The 17867-nt window shown below is 54.6% G+C and carries 15 protein-coding genes and 1 pseudogene; 2 read left to right on the top strand and 14 right to left on the bottom strand.

Going from position 1 to position 17867, the window contains the following annotated elements; all coding sequences use genetic code 11:
- Positions 1–157: 157 nt before the first annotated feature.
- The 12 genes from GT3570_RS07410 to cysK form a co-directional block, all read right to left on the bottom strand.
- Positions 158–943, bottom strand: a complete 786-nt coding sequence (locus GT3570_RS07410; protein WP_031213154.1) for an IclR family transcriptional regulator — start codon at positions 941–943, stop codon at positions 158–160.
- 175 nt (positions 944–1118) lie between these two features.
- On the bottom strand, positions 1119–1907 hold the full coding sequence (locus tag GT3570_RS07405; protein ID WP_023634476.1) for a fumarylacetoacetate hydrolase family protein: 789 nt from the start codon (positions 1905–1907) through the stop codon (positions 1119–1121).
- Positions 1908–1913: 6 nt separating this feature from the next.
- Positions 1914–3131, bottom strand: a complete 1218-nt coding sequence (locus tag GT3570_RS07400; RefSeq protein ID WP_011231030.1) for an NAD(P)-dependent malic enzyme — start codon at positions 3129–3131, stop codon at positions 1914–1916.
- 188 nt (positions 3132–3319) lie between these two features.
- Complete coding sequence (locus GT3570_RS07395; protein WP_011231029.1) at positions 3320–5503, bottom strand: malate synthase G; 2184 nt, start codon at positions 5501–5503, stop codon at positions 3320–3322.
- Positions 5504–5610: 107 nt separating this feature from the next.
- Positions 5611–7056 carry an FAD-linked oxidase C-terminal domain-containing protein gene (locus GT3570_RS07390; protein ID WP_013145472.1) on the bottom strand — a complete coding sequence of 482 codons (1446 nt, stop codon included), beginning with the start codon at positions 7054–7056 and terminating at the stop codon, positions 5611–5613.
- Entirely contained in the window at positions 7053–8414 is a 1362-nt protein-coding gene (locus GT3570_RS07385; RefSeq protein ID WP_014195676.1) for a (Fe-S)-binding protein, read from the bottom strand. The genes GT3570_RS07390 and GT3570_RS07385 overlap by 4 nt, the downstream gene beginning before the upstream one ends.
- On the bottom strand, positions 8414–9736 hold the full coding sequence (locus GT3570_RS07380; protein WP_033012479.1) for an FAD-binding oxidoreductase: 1323 nt from the start codon (positions 9734–9736) through the stop codon (positions 8414–8416). The genes GT3570_RS07385 and GT3570_RS07380 overlap by 1 nt, the downstream gene beginning before the upstream one ends.
- 252 nt (positions 9737–9988) lie before the next feature.
- Positions 9989–10885, bottom strand: coding sequence for an NAD(P)-dependent oxidoreductase (locus GT3570_RS07375; protein WP_011231025.1), 897 nt, complete (start codon positions 10883–10885; stop codon positions 9989–9991).
- Positions 10882–11679, bottom strand: a complete 798-nt coding sequence (gene hyi / locus GT3570_RS07370; RefSeq protein WP_011231024.1) for a hydroxypyruvate isomerase — start codon at positions 11677–11679, stop codon at positions 10882–10884. The genes GT3570_RS07375 and hyi overlap by 4 nt, the downstream gene beginning before the upstream one ends.
- Positions 11680–11860: 181 nt before the next feature.
- Positions 11861–12499: a Bax inhibitor-1/YccA family protein gene (locus GT3570_RS07365; protein WP_011231023.1), complete on the bottom strand. Its 639-nt coding sequence runs from the start codon at positions 12497–12499 to the stop codon at positions 11861–11863.
- 48 nt (positions 12500–12547) lie between these two features.
- Positions 12548–13669 carry an AbrB family transcriptional regulator gene (locus tag GT3570_RS07360; protein WP_404811329.1) on the bottom strand — a complete coding sequence of 374 codons (1122 nt, stop codon included), beginning with the start codon at positions 13667–13669 and terminating at the stop codon, positions 12548–12550.
- A 557-nt stretch (positions 13670–14226) separates the two neighbouring features.
- Positions 14227–15150 carry a cysteine synthase A gene (gene cysK, locus GT3570_RS07350; protein WP_011231021.1) on the bottom strand — a complete coding sequence of 308 codons (924 nt, stop codon included), beginning with the start codon at positions 15148–15150 and terminating at the stop codon, positions 14227–14229.
- A gap of 222 nt (positions 15151–15372) precedes the next feature.
- Between cysK and GT3570_RS07345 the strand changes: the two genes are divergently transcribed.
- Both GT3570_RS07345 and GT3570_RS07340 read left to right on the top strand, forming a co-directional pair.
- Positions 15373–16476 carry a sensor histidine kinase gene (locus tag GT3570_RS07345; protein ID WP_062899093.1) on the top strand — a complete coding sequence of 368 codons (1104 nt, stop codon included), beginning with the start codon at positions 15373–15375 and terminating at the stop codon, positions 16474–16476.
- A gap of 44 nt (positions 16477–16520) precedes the next feature.
- Positions 16521–16877 carry a hypothetical protein gene (locus GT3570_RS07340; protein ID WP_062898588.1) on the top strand — a complete coding sequence of 119 codons (357 nt, stop codon included), beginning with the start codon at positions 16521–16523 and terminating at the stop codon, positions 16875–16877.
- Between the two features lie 74 nt (positions 16878–16951).
- On the opposite strand, the gene GT3570_RS18690 is transcribed toward GT3570_RS07340, so the two are convergent.
- Positions 16952–17092: a hypothetical protein gene (locus GT3570_RS18690; protein WP_013145486.1), complete on the bottom strand. Its 141-nt coding sequence runs from the start codon at positions 17090–17092 to the stop codon at positions 16952–16954.
- 103 nt (positions 17093–17195) lie between these two features.
- A pseudogene (locus GT3570_RS07335) lies at positions 17196–17822 on the bottom strand (electron transport protein); the annotation flags it as partial.
- Positions 17823–17867 lie beyond the last annotated feature (45 nt).

The following is a 17867-nucleotide window of genomic DNA, read 5'->3' as shown; positions in this document are numbered from 1 at the left end:
AAACTGGCAGACAACCGATATATCGGAGCCGGCCGAACGACAGAACGTTCGATTGTATCTGAACGGTTTTGGAAAAAGGACGCCTTCCTCTCATCTTCCCCGCCAAGGCGGCATCCACATAGGTCATTCTTCTTGGCACAAAAAAAACGTCCAGCCGCTACAGCTGGACGGAATGGGCTCCACGATAGCCGAGCCTTGCCGACAGTTCTTTGCCGATCTGCCGCATGCGCACAGTGAGCGATGTGATGCGGTCGTCCGTCATGCGGATCGTCGGGCCGGAAACGCTGATCGCCGCGACGACGCCGCCAGTATAGTCAAAAATCGGAACGGCAACACATCGGATACCGTACTCGTTTTCTTCCAAGTCAAGCGCATACCCGTTTTGCCGGACGGTCTCAAGTTCGCGGAAAAATGCCTCGCGGTCGGTGATCGTCCAATCGGTATGCTTCGGCAGTCCTTTCCGATCGATGATCTCTGCAGCCACCGCGGGCGGCAAATGGGCTAAAATGGCCTTGCCGACCGCCGTGCAATGCATCGGAGCCCGCTTGCCGACTTTGGAGTGCATGCGCAGCGTCTCCGTTCCTTCCAATTTTTCAATATAAATGACTTCCCCTTGATCATAGACGACGAGGTGGATGACCTCGTTCGTTTCTTTTTCGAGCTCGCGCAAATATGGCTTCGCCTCTTGGCGCAAATCGATCGAATCAAGCAGCTTTGAGCTGAGCTCTAAAAACTTGTAGCCGAGCTTATACCGCTCCGTTTCCGGATGTTGTTCGATATAGCCGTATTGGGCAAGCGTCGTTAAAATGCGGTACACCGAACTTTTGTTGATGTCCATTTGTTTCGCGATTTCCGTCACGCCCAGCCCGTCCTTTTTCGTGCTGACGATTTCGATAATTTGCAGCGCCCGGCGGACCGATTTGACCGTGTTTTCTCGTTCCATCGCATTCACCTCGATTTGTTCTCTCCGCTCGCCATTATACACGAACAGCCGGGCTTTTGCAGGCGGGAGAGCAGCGCAGGCGCGCATGGCAGCGAGCGCCGCCTTAACGGACGGAACGTATTCACCGTCAGGACGCGCCTGATGCCTTGTTTGGCCCAGAGATGCCGCAGGTTCGTTATGAACGTCGGATGGAAACGGCTGGCGCTTTGGCGGCGACGAACGTATTGCGGAGCGTGCCGATGCCGTCCACATCGCATTCAATGACCGTCCCCGGGCCGACAAGCTCGGCGCCGACCGGGCTTCCCGTCAAAATGACGTCGCCCGGTTGCAGCGTCATGACATGGGACAAATACGAAATCATTTTGCTGATGGAAATGATCATCAGCTTGGTCGAGCTGTTCTGCTTTTCTTCACCATTGACCCGCGCTTTCACCGATACAGCCCGAGGATCGAGCTCTGTTTCAATGACCGGGCCAAGCGGTGTAAACGTATCGAACGATTTTCCGATCGTCCAATGGCCGTCCGGGTGGAAAAACTGCGGCGCGGTGACATCGTTGGCGACCGTATAGCCGAAAATATACGACCACACGTCTTCTTCGCTCACCTGTTTTGCCTCTTTGCCGATCACAACCGCCAGCTCGGATTCAAATTTCACTTCACCAACCCCGCTCGGAATGACCACCTCCGCTTCCGGCCCGACGACCGACGAGGATGGTTTAAAGAAAAAGACAGGAATATCTGGCAGTTCCACCGGCAGCTGTTCACTGGAGGCCACATAGTTGGCGCCAATGCCGATCACATGGCGCGGCGCAAGCGGCGCCACGAGCGAAACGCGATCATAGCGAAATACGTTTCCCGTATAATCCCAAGCGGTGAACATATTTCCTTCGATTTCGCGGATCACTTCACCGTTCACCACACCGGCGCGAATCGCGCCATCAGCGAGAAAACGGGCAAATTTCATCGATGGCTACCCCTCTCTGACACGATTTTGTTCCTCAACTTTTTCCTTGACTCGAGCCACCCCGGTCTCCATGGCGGCACGGGCGACGGCGGAAGCGACGGCCTCGACGACGCGCCGGTCAAACGGGTTCGGGATGACATACTCTTCCGTCAGCTCTTCCGGCTGGATGAGCCCGGCGATGGCTTCGGCAGCGGCAATTTTCATCGCCTCATTAATTTGCGTCGCCCGCACATCGAGCGCGCCGCGGAAAATGCCAGGGAACGCCAACACGTTGTTCACTTGGTTCGGCAAATCCGACCGGCCGGTCGCGACCACGGCGGCGCCGGCGGCTTTTGCCTCATCCGGCATGATCTCAGGCACCGGATTGGCCAAGGCGAATACGACCGCCCCGCGGTTCATCGTCCGAACCATCGCCGGCGTCAACGCCCCAGCAACCGAGACACCGATAAACACATCCGCGCCTTGAATGACGTCCGCAAGCGTCCCGGAGATACGGCGGTGATTCGTTTGCCGGGCGATTTCTTCCTTGATAGCGTTCATCCCATGCGAGCGCCCTTCATAAATCGCTCCTTTTGTGTCGCAAACGATCAGTTCGCCGACTCCGATCGACAGCAGCAATTTGGCGATCGCCACCCCGGCAGCGCCGGCGCCGTTGATGACAACCCGGCAATCGGCAAGCTGTTTGCCAACCACTTTCAAGGCGTTCGTCAGCCCAGCGGCCACGACAATCGCCGTGCCATGCTGATCATCATGAAACACCGGGATCGCCATCTCTTGGCGAAGACGCTCTTCAATGACAAAGCAGGCGGGGGCGGCGATATCTTCCAAATTGATGCCCCCAAACGCCGGTTCCAGCAACTTGACCGTTTGAATGATTTGTTCCGGATCTTCAGTATCGAGGCAAAGCGGCACGGCATCGATCCCGGCGAACGCTTTGAACAAGGCGGCTTTCCCTTCCATGACCGGAAGCGCCGCCCGCGCGCCAATGTTGCCAAGCCCAAGCACCGCCGTGCCATTCGAGACGACGGCGACAAAATTGCCCTTCACTGTATAGTTGTACATTTCGTCTTGGTCGACGTAAATTTCTTTGCACGGTTCAGCCACTCCCGGCGAATAAATGAGACTTAAATCATTGGCATTCACGACCGGCACTTTCACTTCAACTGACAGCTTTCCTCTTGCCTGCCGATGGACAAGCAACGCTCGTTCTCGCAAATGTTCCATCACTGATCCCTAGCTACTAGCCTTCCCCATCCCCTTGTACCGCCTTTTGTGCTGCTTTGCGTTTGACAACCGGCCAGTAGTAACTAGGAGCTGCCTCCTTTCTCCATTTATTTTCTTAATTTTCTGATCATAATAGATAGGAAGGAACAAGGTCATCCATCCCTTGTTCCTTATACAGCTTTTGGCGTTTATTGCTGAATGGCGGCAAATTTCGCTTTTGCTTCTTGACGGCGGCGGTGCAAAATCGGCTCGGTATAGCCGTTTGGCTGTTCATAGCCGCGGAAAATGAGATCGCACGCCGCTTGGAACGCCACCGAATCATCGTAATTCGGCGCCATCGGACGATAGTTCGGATCGCCGGCGTTTTGTTCGTCGACGACTTTCGCCATCCGCTTGAGCGTCTCAAGCACTTGCTCTTTCGTGCAAATGCCATGATGGAGCCAGTTGGCGAGAATTTGGCTCGAGATGCGAAGCGTCGCCCGGTCTTCCATCAGTCCGACGTTGTGAATGTCCGGCACTTTCGAGCAGCCGATCCCTTGGTCGATCCAGCGGACGACATAGCCTAAAATGCTTTGGCAGTTGTTGTCGAGCTCTTCTTGAATCTCTTCCGCTGTCCATTGCGGATGGTCAACGACCGGGATTTGCAACATGTCGTCGCGATAATCGTTCCGATCGTTCGCCAGTTCGCTTTGCACAGCGGAGACGTTCACTTGATGGTAATGAAGCGCATGGAGCGTGGCCGCTGTCGGCGACGGCACCCATGCCGTATTGGCGCCTGCTTTGAGCTGCGCTCCTTTTTGCTTCAGCATTTCTGCCATCAAATCCGGCATCGCCCACATTCCTTTGCCGATTTGCGCCCGGCCGCGGAAGCCGGCGGCAAGCCCAACGGCGACGTTCGATTTTTCATACGCCTGCAGCCAAGTCGATGATTTCATCTCGTTTTTGCGCAGCATCGGCCCCGCTTCCATCGACGTATGAATTTCGTCTCCGGTCCGGTCGAGGAAGCCGGTGTTGATAAAAATGATGCGGTCGCGCACTTGGTAGATGCAGTTTTTCAAGTTGAGCGACGTGCGGCGCTCCTCGTCCATCACGCCGATTTTAATCGTATTCCGCTCAAGGCCGAGCATATCTTCGACACGGTCAAACAGCTCGTTGGCAAACGCCACTTCCGCCGATCCGTGCATTTTCGGCTTGACGATGTAGATGGAACCTTTGCGCGAATTCAAGTAGCGTGTATTGCCGATGAGCGAATGTTTCATAATCAAGCTTGTAATGACGGCGTCCATGATCCCTTCATGCACTTCCTCGCCATTCGCATGCAAGATCGCGTTGTTCGTCATTAAGTGCCCGACGTTGCGCACGAACATGAGCGAACGGCCCGGCAGCACGAGCTCCCCGCCATCCGGCGTTTTGTATACGCGATCCGGGTTCAGGGAGCGCGTCATGATTTTGCCGTTTTTCTCAAATGTCGCTGTCAAATCGCCTTTAACGAGACCAAACAAGTTGCGGTAAACGAGCACTTTGTCTTCGGCGTCAACGGCCGCCACCGAATCTTCACCGTCCATGATCGTTGTCACGGCCGCTTCTAGGACAATGTCTTTGACCCCGGCTTGATCCGTTTTTCCGACCGCATGCTCGCGGTCGATTTGAATTTCAATGTGAAGGCCATTGTTCTTCAGCAACACCGCTGTCGGATGTTGCGGGTCGCCTTGGAAGCCGACGAATTTTTCCGGCTCTTTCAGCCCCGTCGTCGCCCCGCCTTCTGTCGTCACGACAAGCTGGCCATCAACAATGGCGTACTGGACAGCGTCTTTATGGGAATATTGCGCCAGCGGCACCGCTTCATCTAAAAACTGCCGCCCGTAGGCGATGACTTTCGCCCCGCGCACCGGGTTGTACGACGAACCGCGCTCGGCGCCGTCTTCTTCGCTGATGGCATCGGTGCCGTACAGCGCGTCGTACAGGCTGCCCCAACGGGCGTTGGCAGCGTTTAATGCATAGCGGGCGTTCGTCAACGGAACGACGAGCTGCGGCCCGGCTTGCACGGCAATTTCATCATCGACATTGTCGGTCGTAATCTCAAAGTCCTCGACTTCCGGCTCCAAATAGCCGATGTCTGTCAAAAATGCTTTATATTCGTTAAAATCAAAGCGGCCGCGATGCGCTTTATGCCACTCATTCAATTTTTCTTGAATTTCGTCGCGGCGGGCGAGCAATTCTTTGTTGCGCGGCGTCAAGTCGGAAATGAGCGCGCCGAAATCGCTCCAAAACTTGTCTTGATCCAACCCGCTGTTCGGCAGAAGCTCCTCGTTGACAAAGTCGTACAACACTTTGGCGACTTGGATGTTCCCTTTTTGTACGTATTCGCCCATTATTCTCTTCCCCTCTCTTGTTTCTTATTACGAAACATCGTTTCTCAATTTCTCTAAAAAGATGATACCATGAAACGAAATGACTGGCAATCGTTTTCAAAAAATTTTCATTTCACTGTCGACGGCGTCTTTGTCTCTACACAACGCCCCGGCGTCGGGAACAGCTTGCCGGCGTTGAGCAAGTTTTTCGGGTTAAACACGTCGCGGATTGCCGTTTGCGCCAAAATTTCCTCATCAGTGAAAATGAAGCGCATCTCTTCTTTTTTCTCAATGCCAACGCCATGTTCCCCTGTAATTGATCCGCCGACCGCCGCGCACGCCTTGAGGCATTCGCTTCCGGCGGCAAGCGCCCGCTCCGTCTCCCCAGGCTTGCTCGCATCAAACAGCACAAGCGGGTGCAAATTGCCGTCGCCGGCGTGGAAAATGTTTGCGATTCTCAGTCCATACTTGCGGCTGATATCGGCGATTTCCCGCAGCACTTCCGGCAGACGGCTGCGCGGAATGACGCCATCTTGCACTAAATAGTCAGGCGAAATCGCCCCCATGGCGCCAAAGCCGGTTTTCCGGTTCGCCCACCAGCGGGCCCGTTCTTCCTCTGACTGGGCGACTTTCACTTCGCGCACATGATGGCGGCGGCAAATCGTTAAAATATCGTTGATTTGTTCGTCGATCCCGGCGGAAATGCCATCCACTTCAATGAGCAACAGCGCGGCGATGTCTTTCGGATGCCCGACCGGAAACGCGGCCGCTTCGACCGCCTCGATGGCCGTTTGGTCCATCATCTCGAGCGCCGCCGGCACGATTCCAGCGGAAATGATGTCGGAAACGGTCTGGCTCGCATCTTCCACTTCGTCAAAATAGGCGAGCACCGTCTGTTTGGCCTCGGGATTTTTCAACAAACGGACGGTGATTTTTGTCACGATGCCAAGCGTCCCTTCCGACCCGGTCAGCAGCCCGAGCAAATCGTAGCCTGGCGGATCGGGAACGCCGTTTCCGCCGATTTCAATCACTTCGCCGTTCGGCAAGACGACTTCAAGCCCTAAAATATGGTTCGTCGTCACTCCGTATTTTAAGCAGTGGGCGCCGCCAGCGTTTTCAGCGACGTTGCCGCCGATCGTGCAGCAATATTGGCTTGACGGGTCGGGCGCATAGTAATAGCCGCGGTGGGCGACCGAGTTCGTCAACTTCAAGTTGACAAACCCCGGCTCGACGACGGCGCGCCGGTTTTCGAGATCGACGTGCAACAGCCGCTTCATCCGCGTTAGGCTGATGACGACTTCGCCGTTTAGCGGAATCGCCCCGCCGCTTAACCCCGTGCCGGCGCCCCGGGCGAGAAACGGAAGATCATGCTCATGGCAGTATTTGACGACCGCCGCCACTTGCTCCGTGCTGTTTGGAAATACAACCGCCCTTGGCAAATGGCGGTGGACGGTGAAGCCGTCGCAGTCATACGCCATTAAATCTTCTTTCCGGTATAAAATCGCCTGTTCCCCAACGATGCGGGCGAGCGCTTGGATGTGCGGGTCGTTCGTTGCAATCGGCCGTTTTCTCATATGCGCACGTCCTTCCCTTCTTCTTTTTGGTACGCCCAATCGAGCAGCTGCACCGTATGGACGATTTTTTGGTTTCGTCCATGTTTCATGACGCCAAGCGCCATTTGCAGCATGCAACCTGGATTGCCCATCGAGATCAGCTCCACCTCTTGCGGCACGTGTTGCATTTTGCTCTCAAGCACCGCTTGTGCCATCTCCGGATGGGTGAGGTTGTAAATGCCGGCGCTGCCGCAGCAACGATCGGCGTTTGGCATGGCGACCATTTCCACCCCCGGAATGCTTTCAATCAAAGCGCGCGGCTCTTGGCGGATGCCCTGGCCATGGGCCAAATGGCACGCATCATGGTAGGTGAGGCGCACGTTCAATTCCGCTTTCGGTGGTTTGAAGCCCGTGTCATGCAAAAATTTGGACACATCCTCAACTTTGGCGGCAAATTGCTCCGCCTTTTCATGCCATTCCGGGTCATGGCGGAACAGTTCCGGATATTCTTTCAACATGCAGCCGCAGCCGGCGGCGTTAACGATGACATGGTCGACATGTTGAAACGCCTCAATATTTTGCTTGGCGAGCTTCCGGCCGGTTTCGCGGTCGCCGGCGTGAACGTGAAGCGCCCCGCAGCACGTCTGGTTCGGGACGATGACGACATCGTTGCCGTTATGGGTCAATACACGGATCGTCGCTTCGTTAATATCACTAAACATAACATCCATGACGCATCCGGTCAAAATCGCGACGGTTCGCTTTGTTTCCCCCTTCGCCTTAATGAGCGGCTGATGTTTATACTTTCTCCGAACCGGCGTACCGACCGCTGGCAAAATCGCCTCCATCTCAGCCAAGTGATCGGGCATGACACGCAGCAGTCCGGTTTTGCGCGCCACCGTCTGCAAGCCGCTTTTTTGGTACCATTTCAGCAGGCGGCCGAGCCAATCGAGGCGCGACGGATGCGGAAAAATGCCTTTTAAGAAAACGTCGCTGACAAGCGCCTTCCAACCGGTGAGCGGAACCGCCTGGCGGAGCTGGCCGCGCACTTGTTCAATGAGCCCACCGACATCGACATCGGCCGGGCAAGCCGTCGTGCATGCACGGCAATCCAAGCACGTAAAAATCGGATCGAGCAAATCAGGCGTCAACTCAAGCTTCCCTTCGCCGACCGACTTCATCAAATGAACGCGGCCGCGCGGAGAGTGCTGTTCTTCACCCGTCTGTTCGTACGTCGGGCATGATTCTAAACACATGCCGCAATGAACGCAATCAGCCCACTTGCTCGGGTCCGGCAAATCGTGAAAACGATAGTTGCCAAGACTCGCGGTCGCACACGCCGGGCTGTCCGCCCGTTCATTGGTCATCGTGCTCATCATTAAATCCCCCCAATAAAGCGTTGATCGTTGACCGTTTTGTTCGGATCGATTTTCCGCTTAATGCCTTCGAGCAAGAAAAAGTACGACGGCTTTCCGCCCCAGACGTCGACGCGCTGGCGCAGCGAAAGCGGCAAATGTTTCACAATCGCGTAGCCGCCAAGGCGAACCGCCGTTTGGCGCAGCTCCTCGATCGCGGTCAACACTCCCTCTTCGCCGCCGTGCATATACGCCTGACAAAGCCCGTGGCCCAATCCGCCGTGCGCCTCGATGCGGACATGGCAACGGTCAGCGATTAAAACGCTTTCACGCAAGATGGAGAGTACATCCAAGTTGACAACCCCGATTTTCACTGCCGCTTCAACACCGTTTTCCGCCTGCTCCAGACGCCCGTTCGGTGCCATCGTGTAAAACGTCCGCCAAAACGCCGCCGTCTCTTCGCCGGCTAAAATGGACATTTCCACCGCTTTCGGCCGCAGTCGTTCAACCCAATGCTCTTGGTAATGGACGGCGTTTTCCACATCTTCAAACCCGATCACAAGCGTATAAACCGGCCGTCCCGTCAGCCGCTCGGAAAGCGCCGGGTTGAGCAGTTCAAAACAAATCGGCTCCATCATTGTATCGAGGAACGAAACGGCAAACGAGCGAATGTCATGAAGATCGCCGCTTGGGAACGACAGCAACACAACGCTTTCATATTTCGCGAGCGGTCGAAGCTTGAGCGTAATCTCGCTCAGCACCCCGAGCGTCCCCATCGCCCCAATGAACAACTTATTCATATCGTAGCCGGCGACATTTTTTACCACTTTGCCTCCGGAACGAATGACGGTCCCGTTCGGATAGACGACGCGCAGCCCGATGACCGAATCGCGCGCTGCCCCATAGCCGAGCCGCTTCGGACCGCTATCGTTCGCGGCAATGACCCCTCCGATCGTCGCTTCCTCCGGCCAAAACGGGTCCAAGGCGACCTTTTGCCGATGCGGAGCGAGCGCGCGCTGCAAATCACCAAACACCGTTCCGGCTTTGACAGTGACCGTCATATCGGCGGCCGCATGTTCGACAATGCCGGCATAGTGTTCCAACGACAGCAAGATGTCCGCCTGTTCCCGCTGCCCTCCAAACCCCCGTTTTGTGCCGCGTCCAGCGATGACGACTTTTTTGCCATGGCGGTCGGCATAGCGGAGCACCGCAGCGATTTCTTCCTCTGTTCGCGGATAGACGGTCACCGCCCCATCATTGCCGAGGGGGTGGAACGATTCATTCCGTTTGATCTGTTCTGGATGCAAAAACGCCTGCAGCTCCTCAATCCATGTCAATGAAAGCATGAGCGCCCTCCTCCGTTTCGTAATAAGAAACATCGTTTCTTTTTATCAGTAAAAAAAAGCGAGCCGCTCGAACCGTTTTCTTTATCAGGCGGAGGGTGTCCCAAAAGAATCGGGACACCTTTTCCGATCACCGTCATATATACAAGTGATTTAGCCCAAAACAACCTTTGGGGCCAGCCCTCCTGCTACTTCTATTAAACCATCGCTCATCCATTTTTTCAATGAATTTTTTGAATTTAGGGATCATTTTGTTCATTCCGTCTCTTCCACCACCACTCCGACCCGCTGCTCGAGCGGCTGAATGACCGCGGCCATATCCAAGTCGGCAAGGCCTGCGGCGATCGCTGCGGCAAACGCTTCTTCTGCTTGAATGCCGAGTCGGCGGCCAAGGCCGATTTCATCCATCAACTCGTTCGCCAAGCGCACATCTTTATGTACATACTTGACCGCCCCGCCAGGAGTGAATCGACGCGGCAACACGAACTGCTCCATATGGCGGCGCAACATCCGGCTGTCTCCATAGCTTTCTTTTAACAGCCGATACAGCTTCCCGGCATGAAGCCCATAAGCGACGCCAGCGACCATCGCTTCCGCCGCGGCGACCGAATGGACGGCGACCAAGTACTGGTTGATCGCTTTTGCCGCGCTGCCGGCGCCGCTTTCTCCTAAATATTCAACCGTTTTTCCTAACACCCGAAGCAGCGGACGCACCCGCTCCCATGCTTCTTTCGCCCCGCCGACCATGATCGTCAGCGCCCCTTGCTCCGCCCCTTCCGGCCCGCCGCTTACCGGCGCGTCCAAATAGGCGACGCCGTGCTCATCGGCGCGCCGAGCGACAAACCGGCTTGTTTTCGGACCGACGGTTGTAAAATCAAGGCAAATCGTCCCCGGATGGGCCGCGCTAAGGACGCCGCCTTCACCTGTATACACCTCGATGACATCATCCGGCATCGATAAGCACGTGCAAATGATATCCGCCTCGCCAGCCAGCTCTGCCACTGTCGCCGCCTGTCGGGCGCCAAGGTTGACAAGCGGAACCGCTTTTTCTGTCGTACGGTTGTACACCGTGACATTGAATCCCGCTTCAAGCAGCCGTCTAGCCATGCGCGAGCCCATCACGCCCAATCCGATAAAGCCGACGCGTGTCATCGTCCGCCTCCCCCTTTCATTCCGCGGTATTCATCATACCAGACAAAACTTTCGCTGCTTTTCCCTGATGGAATGTACTCAAGTCCAATCGCTCCATTGTAGCCGTGCTCTTGCAAAAATGCGAAAATCTCGCGATACGGAAGCTCTCCCGTCCCCGGCTCATGCCGCCCGGGGGCATCAGCGAATTGCACATGCGCGATGAGCGGTGCGTAGTCGGCAAACATCGCTGTCACATTGCGTCCGAGCCGAGCCATATGATAGACGTCATATTGCAATTTCACATTCGTCCGGCCGAGATCGCGGATGATCGCCGCCGCTTCCTCAATATCGGTTAAAAAGTAGCCGGGCATATCGAACGGATTGATCGGTTCAATCGTCAGCGTCAAACCATGAACAGCAAGCGTTGCAGCCGCTTCGTCAATGCGGCGCATATACGTCTCCTTCGCCCGCTCGCGCGGCAAGTCCCTTGGCAACACTCCGGCCATGCAATGAAGATTCGGTACACCGAGCGCGAGCGCATAACGCACTCCTTCCTCCAGTGCACGCCGGAATTCATCATGACGGTCAGAAAAAATGGCGAGCCCGCGCTCCCCCTTTTCCCAATCGCCAGCGGGCAAATTCAGCAAAACAAGCGACAGCTCAAGCTGCTCGAGTTCATCAGCAATCGCCTCAGGAGCCACCGAGTACGGAAACTGGCATTCAACGTGCGAAAACCCATGCTGCTTCGCCTTGGCAAACCGGGCGAGAAACGGCGCTTCCGTGAAAATCGTCGATACATTGACGGCAAACTTCATCATGAGGCTCCTTTCTTCTCCATTTCTTTCTCTATATTCGCCCCACCGTTTGCCGATTCCTGCCTCACCGCGTTTCCCCTTTAATGCCGTAAAAAAACAGCCGCACCATTTCGACTTGCCGCTTTGATCAATGCCACGGTCATGGAAAAAGGGCTGCCCCAAAAGCAGCCCTTTTTGGCGCTCAATCCTCATCGCTGGCGAAAAAACGCAAAATGTAGACAAACAAGTTGATGAAATCAAGGTAAATATTGACGACAATCATCGGGATGTCCGCTTCCGTAAAGCCATAGCGGGCCAAACGGTTGATGTCGTAAATCGTAAAGCCAAGGAAAATCAAAATCCCCAAAGCGGCGATGCCCATTTGCCCTACGCTTGAGAATGGGATGAACCATTGGATGATCAGCAAGCCAAGGAGCGCAAACGCGCCCAGCATCAAAAACCCGCCGAGGAACGAAAAATCTTCTTTCGTTCTCGCTGCGTAAATGGCAACGCCGGAAAACGATACAACGGCCAGCGCAAACGCTTTGAACACCGCCGCCGCGCCGATGATGGAAATGTAATAGCCGATGAGCGGATAGAGCGTCGCCCCCGAGACAAACATAAACGCAAACATAAGCGGATAGCCGACAGCTTTTTTCACGCGGGCGAACATCATGACCAACAGCAGCACAAGTTCAAGCCCGTAAAGGGGCAAATACAGGCCAGCCGGCACCCATTGCCCGGCATACAGCCCCGCCGTCGCGACGGCCAGCGCCGCTAAAAAGGAAACCGCCAACTTCGCCACTGGGCTATGCGGACGATAAACGGTCGAATGATTCATGGCAACCCCCTCCTTTTTCTTTCTAGTTTAGCATATATTTGTTTCTTGTCACAGCCCTTTCTTTTTGATTGACGCAGACTGCATGGACCGTCCACCATGATGTATGGCCCATCGTTCGATCCATCGAAACCAGCGGGCGGCAAACCATTTTTTCAGCACCGGTGGAACGACAAGCAAAATGAAAAAAATGCGGAACATTTGATAACTTGTCACAACGGCAAGGTCGGCATGCGCCTCCCGCGCCAAAATTCCCATTTGATCCATGCCCCCCGGCGCCAAGGCGATGAACGCTGTCAAATACGACACGCCATGCAGAGCCGTTAAGACAAATGCCGAAGCCATGGAAAACAAAATGAGCGCAAGACCGGTAACCACAGCGGCCAGCACGGCTCTTCCCTTTTCCGCGATGCGAGCCGGTTTCAGCATTAAGCCTAGATAAGCGCCCATCGCGATTTGCGCGATATCTAACAAAGGCGCTGGCAAATGGGGCGCCGGCGTCCCGGCAATGACCAGAGCCGATGTTCCGATGATCGGGCCAAGCAAATAGGCAGTCGGCAGTTTGATGCGCCTTCCGATGATCGCGCTGGCAACCGTGACGATCAAATACAGCCAAACAAGACCGACGCTCCAATGCGCCCCTTGTCCGCTTGCTGCGCCCGTCCCCGCCTCAGCGCCACCGGAAAAGAACGGGCTTAAGGCGATAAGCGGGACGAGAAACACGACGCCCATCAGGCGCATCACTTGAAAAAACGTGACAATCGTTGCATCGACACCGTCGAGCTCTTCGCCCAACACAAGCATTTGCGACAATCCGCCGGGGATGCTGCCGGTGACAACCGAACGGAGCGGAATCCTTGTCCATCTCGCGACAAGGCAAGAAACAAGGAAGCTAAACAACAAAATCAACACCGTCGCCAGCAACATCGCCGGCAATTGTCGGCCCATCTCCACAAGCGTTCCTGCCGTCATCGATGTCCCTAGCGTATAGCCGATCGGAATGAGCGCAGCGTTGCGAATGCCGACCGGCCAATACAACTTTCCCTTCAAAAAACGACCAACCAAAAGCAACGCAGCTGCTGGACCGAGCATCCAATGGAGCGGAACGCCAAACAAGGCGAAAATGAAGCCGCCGAGCGCCACGATCACCAGCGTCAACGCGATGCGCGCCATGCTGTTCCGCCCTTGTTGTCTTTCCAAAGCCAAGCGAACACTTCCTCTCCACCTTACATCAACGAAATTGTGCTTGCTGTCAATGAACAAAACTTGACAGCGCAGCGATTGTACTTGACTGCCGGTTTTATCGACAGCGGACGGCGGCGCGAAGGCAAAAAGGGACGGCAACTGTTGCTCTACTATCCGCTTTCTGCAAACTATATAGATGCAACGAAATCGTTTAACATATCCTTGACGGAAAAGTGACTCATCCATTTTTGACTGTCGAAGGCAAGCCATAGGCTTGCCTCCGTCACGCTAAGGCGTGACGGAAGACCGAACAACGACTCGCTTAAAGACCCATTCATGGGTCTTTAAGCGGTGTTGTTCGGTCACTCGACAGTCGGATGAAATGACCGGTAAAAACGAAAAATGTTAAAGCTTTAAATTGCATCAGAAATACCAAACCAAAAACATTCCTCTCCTGTTTAGCAGAGAGGAATGCTTCTCTTCCCATGACAGGCAAGGAGCAGTGAAGCCAACGGCCCTCGCTTTTTCGCCGATGCGCCGTCCGCTTAATCAGCGAATAAATCGGATGACAAATACCGCTCGCCGGAATCGGGCGCCATGCAAAGGACGCGGGCGCCTTTGGGGAGCTGTTTCGCCACTTTGATGGCGTAATAGGCACTGGCAGCGGCCGAAGCGCCGACCAAAATGCCTTCCTTCGCCGCCAGTTCGCGCGCCATCTGTTGGGCATCCTCATCTTTGATCAAAAAAATGTCATCATAAATCGAGCGATTTAAAATTTTCGGGATAAACCCCGGACCCGTGCCGGGAATTTTGTGCGGCCCCGGCTTGCCGCCCGACAACACAGGCGAACCGTACGGTTCAACGACGTAAATGCGCAAATTCGGGATGCGTTTTTTCAGCTCCTCCCCTGTTCCGGTCACCGTCCCGCCGGTGCCGGCGGTTAACACGAACGCATCGAGCCGTCCATCAAACGCTTCATAAATTTCCACCGCTGTTGTATGCCGGTGTGCATCCGGATTGGCCGGATTTTCAAACTGCATCGGAATAAAGCTGTCAGGGATTTCGCCAGCAAGCCGGTTTGCCTCATCGATCGCCCCTTGCATCCGCTTCTCCGCCGGCGTCAAATAGACTTCGGCTCCGTACGCCTTTAAAATTTTCACCCGTTCGACCGTCGCATTGTCGGGCATCGTAATGATGCAACGGTAACCTCTGGCGGCGCACACCATGGCCAGGCCGATGCCGGTGTTGCCGGACGTCGGTTCAATGATCGTGCTTTTTCCCGGTGCAATTTTCCCTTCCGCCTCGGCGCGGCGGATCATTTCCCAAGCGGGCCGGTCTTTGACGCTGCCGCCCGGATTGAACGATTCAAGCTTCATATACACATCCGCGCCGTCCGGGTCAGGAAGACGCTGCAACTTTACAATCGGCGTGCCGCCAATCAAATCTAAAATCGAGTCATACAATTTCACGATCGTCCCCAACCTTTAGCAAAATATTTGTTTGCCTCATTCATTATAAATGATTTTTCTTTTTTCGTTCAAACAGTCTGTCCCGCCCGCAGCACCAGGTTTTTTGATCGTTTTTCGCAAAAGGACGTTCGTTTGGCCGGACCGATTGCGATTTTTCCCCTGTTCTAGTCCGATATTCCCCCTTATAATAAAAAATAAATGATGGAAAGCGAGGTGGCTTTTTTGGCATCTGCGGCACAGCAGCTCGTCACCCATTTAGAAGCCCATTTGCCGAACTTTCTCGCCTATTGGCGGCAACATATGAAAATTGCCGACGATGACAAATACATCGATCATGTCGAACAAAACGGCTTAGCAGTGTTTGAGCTGGTCAAAGAAGCGCTGTTGCGGTCGCTATCTAGCGAGACGGTCGAACGGTTAGCCAACAAAATCGCGAAAGAACGTGCGGAAATGAATGTCGGCATCGGCGCTCTCGTCTACAACGTCAACCTTGGGAGGCGGCTCGTCATCAACCACGCGCTCGCCGCGCCGCTGCCGGTCGACGAGCTGTCCCCGCTCATCGACCATTTGAACGAGCTGTTTGACCAATTTCTGTTTCATGCCATCACAAAATACAATGAGTTAAAGGAAAAAGAACTGCATGAAAAAAACGCGCTCATTGCCAGATCGCATCAAGACCGGCTGACGCTGCTTGGGCAAATGTCATCGAGTTTTGTCCATGAGTTTCGCAATCCGCTTACGGCTATCATTGGTTTTATTCAATTATTGAAGTTTGAGCATCCGCATCTTCCTTATTTAGACATTATCGACCATGAGTTGCAGCAGCTGAAATTTCGCATTTCGCAATTTTTGCATGCCTCACGCAAAGAAATTGTTGAAAGCGAAAAAGAAACGTTTTCGCTGTACCAGTTGTTGGAGGAAATTATCGAGTTTTTATACGCCACGATCGTCGACAGCGATGTCGACCTTTCGGTGGCGATCGATGAATCCATACATATATTTGCCTATAAAGATCAGCTGCGCCAGGTGCTGGTAAACATTTTGCTCAACTCGATCGAAGCGGTGAAAGAGAGGGAAAAACCGCGGCGGATCAACATCGCCGCCCGTTGCCAAGACGGAAGCATCATCATCGAAATCGCCAACAACGGTCCGTCAATTCCAGCCGACATTGTGGAAACGATTTTCGAGCCGTTTTTTACAACGAAAAAACTCGGAACCGGCATCGGCCTGTACATTTGCAAAAAAGTGATCGAAGACCACGGCGGGGATATCTGCTGTTCTTCCAACGACAACATGACGACGTTTTCCATCCGCCTCCCTGCATGACGAACAGCGAAAATGGGCAAGATGGATGAAAAAAGGTGATGCCGATGAAAACGTCTTGGAAAGGCTGGTTGGAGCAGGCGGCAAGTGCCATCCGCGAATGGCTGGAGCGGGAGATGCATTCGTTCGCCGAGCTCGCTGCGTTCATCCGCCATCATCCAGATACCGTGCGGTCAGAACGCACATGGCTTGGCTTGACGTACCGGTTCTACTCGCTCACGATAAACGGAGTGTCATTGAAAATGGAAACGAAAGTCACCCGTGAAGACAAGGAACGCATTCTCTTTTTATCGGTCCATGCTCCGCGTACGAAAGCCGCTGTCTACCGCGCCTATGACGAAGACAGTGATTTGGCGGACATCATCGCCACTCCGCCGCTGTCCCAAAAAACCGCACCGGTTTGACCACGGTGCGGTTTCTTCATCATCATTTCGCGAAAAAGCCCCGCTTCCGAGCGAAATGAAAGCAGGAAGAAATGTCAACCTTTCATGCCCTGCAGCCATTCTTGGTAACATTCCGGACAAAGCGTTTCTTCGCGTTCTTCGCCATTCGTATGGAACGATACGTAATGCACCTTGTCATCGCACTCGCACTGACAGTAAAAACATGTTTCGCTCATCGCTTTCCCTCCCTTGCCTATTAGTGTGAGCCGTCTTATAACAGCGTTGCAAGGGAACTATTCCCAGCGGCATGAGCGCAGAACAAACGACCGCACAATGCGGTCAGCGCGAGGTGAGCGACAACAAATAGTCCAATACCGCCTCTTGCTCTTCCTTCGTAAATCCGGCTTGACGGTCGATCCAATACCGGTGCCCGGCGCCGGTCACATGCACCGTCCGCAAGTCGGAGTCCTTGGCGTTGGCGGCGATGACGCGCTCGCGCCACGTCCGGTCGATCAGCGCCCGCAGACTGTTGCGCGCATCAGGGGCGATGCCTTTTTGAACGGTGCCCGAAAGCCCGAGCTCACCATTCGGCCCAACCGCCACGCCGCCATCATGCAAGTATGGAGCGCTCCAAGCGAGCCCGATCAGGCTCGGCACTTTATACCCTCCCGGTGAATCGCCATGAGCAAAGGAGAGCCGGATTTGTTCTCGGTCTAACTGATCAGTTGGCACTTTCAACACTTTCGCCCCTTTTGGAATCGGCACCGGCGTGTCAGGAGCGTACAACACCGGCTCTCCAAACACTTTTTCTGTTTTCTTCAGCGCTTTCGCCCGCGACGGCTCGGTGCCCACTACATCAGCAGCGATGACTCGGTTGTTCGTCAAATACGCCCCGGCATGGCAGCGGATGCAACCGGCGCGGACAAACACCTCTCTTCCTCTCGCCGCCCGCTCCTCGCTGCATCTGTATGCAATCGGTCGGCCGCTGAAGAAGAAAATGGGATTTCACCA

Origin of the sequence: Geobacillus thermoleovorans, from assembly GCF_001610955.1 — a bacterium.
GTDB lineage: Bacteria > Bacillota > Bacilli > Bacillales > Anoxybacillaceae > Geobacillus > Geobacillus thermoleovorans.
The sequence above is the reverse complement of the archived record's forward strand: the minus strand, read 5'-3'. Positions and strand labels throughout refer to the sequence as shown.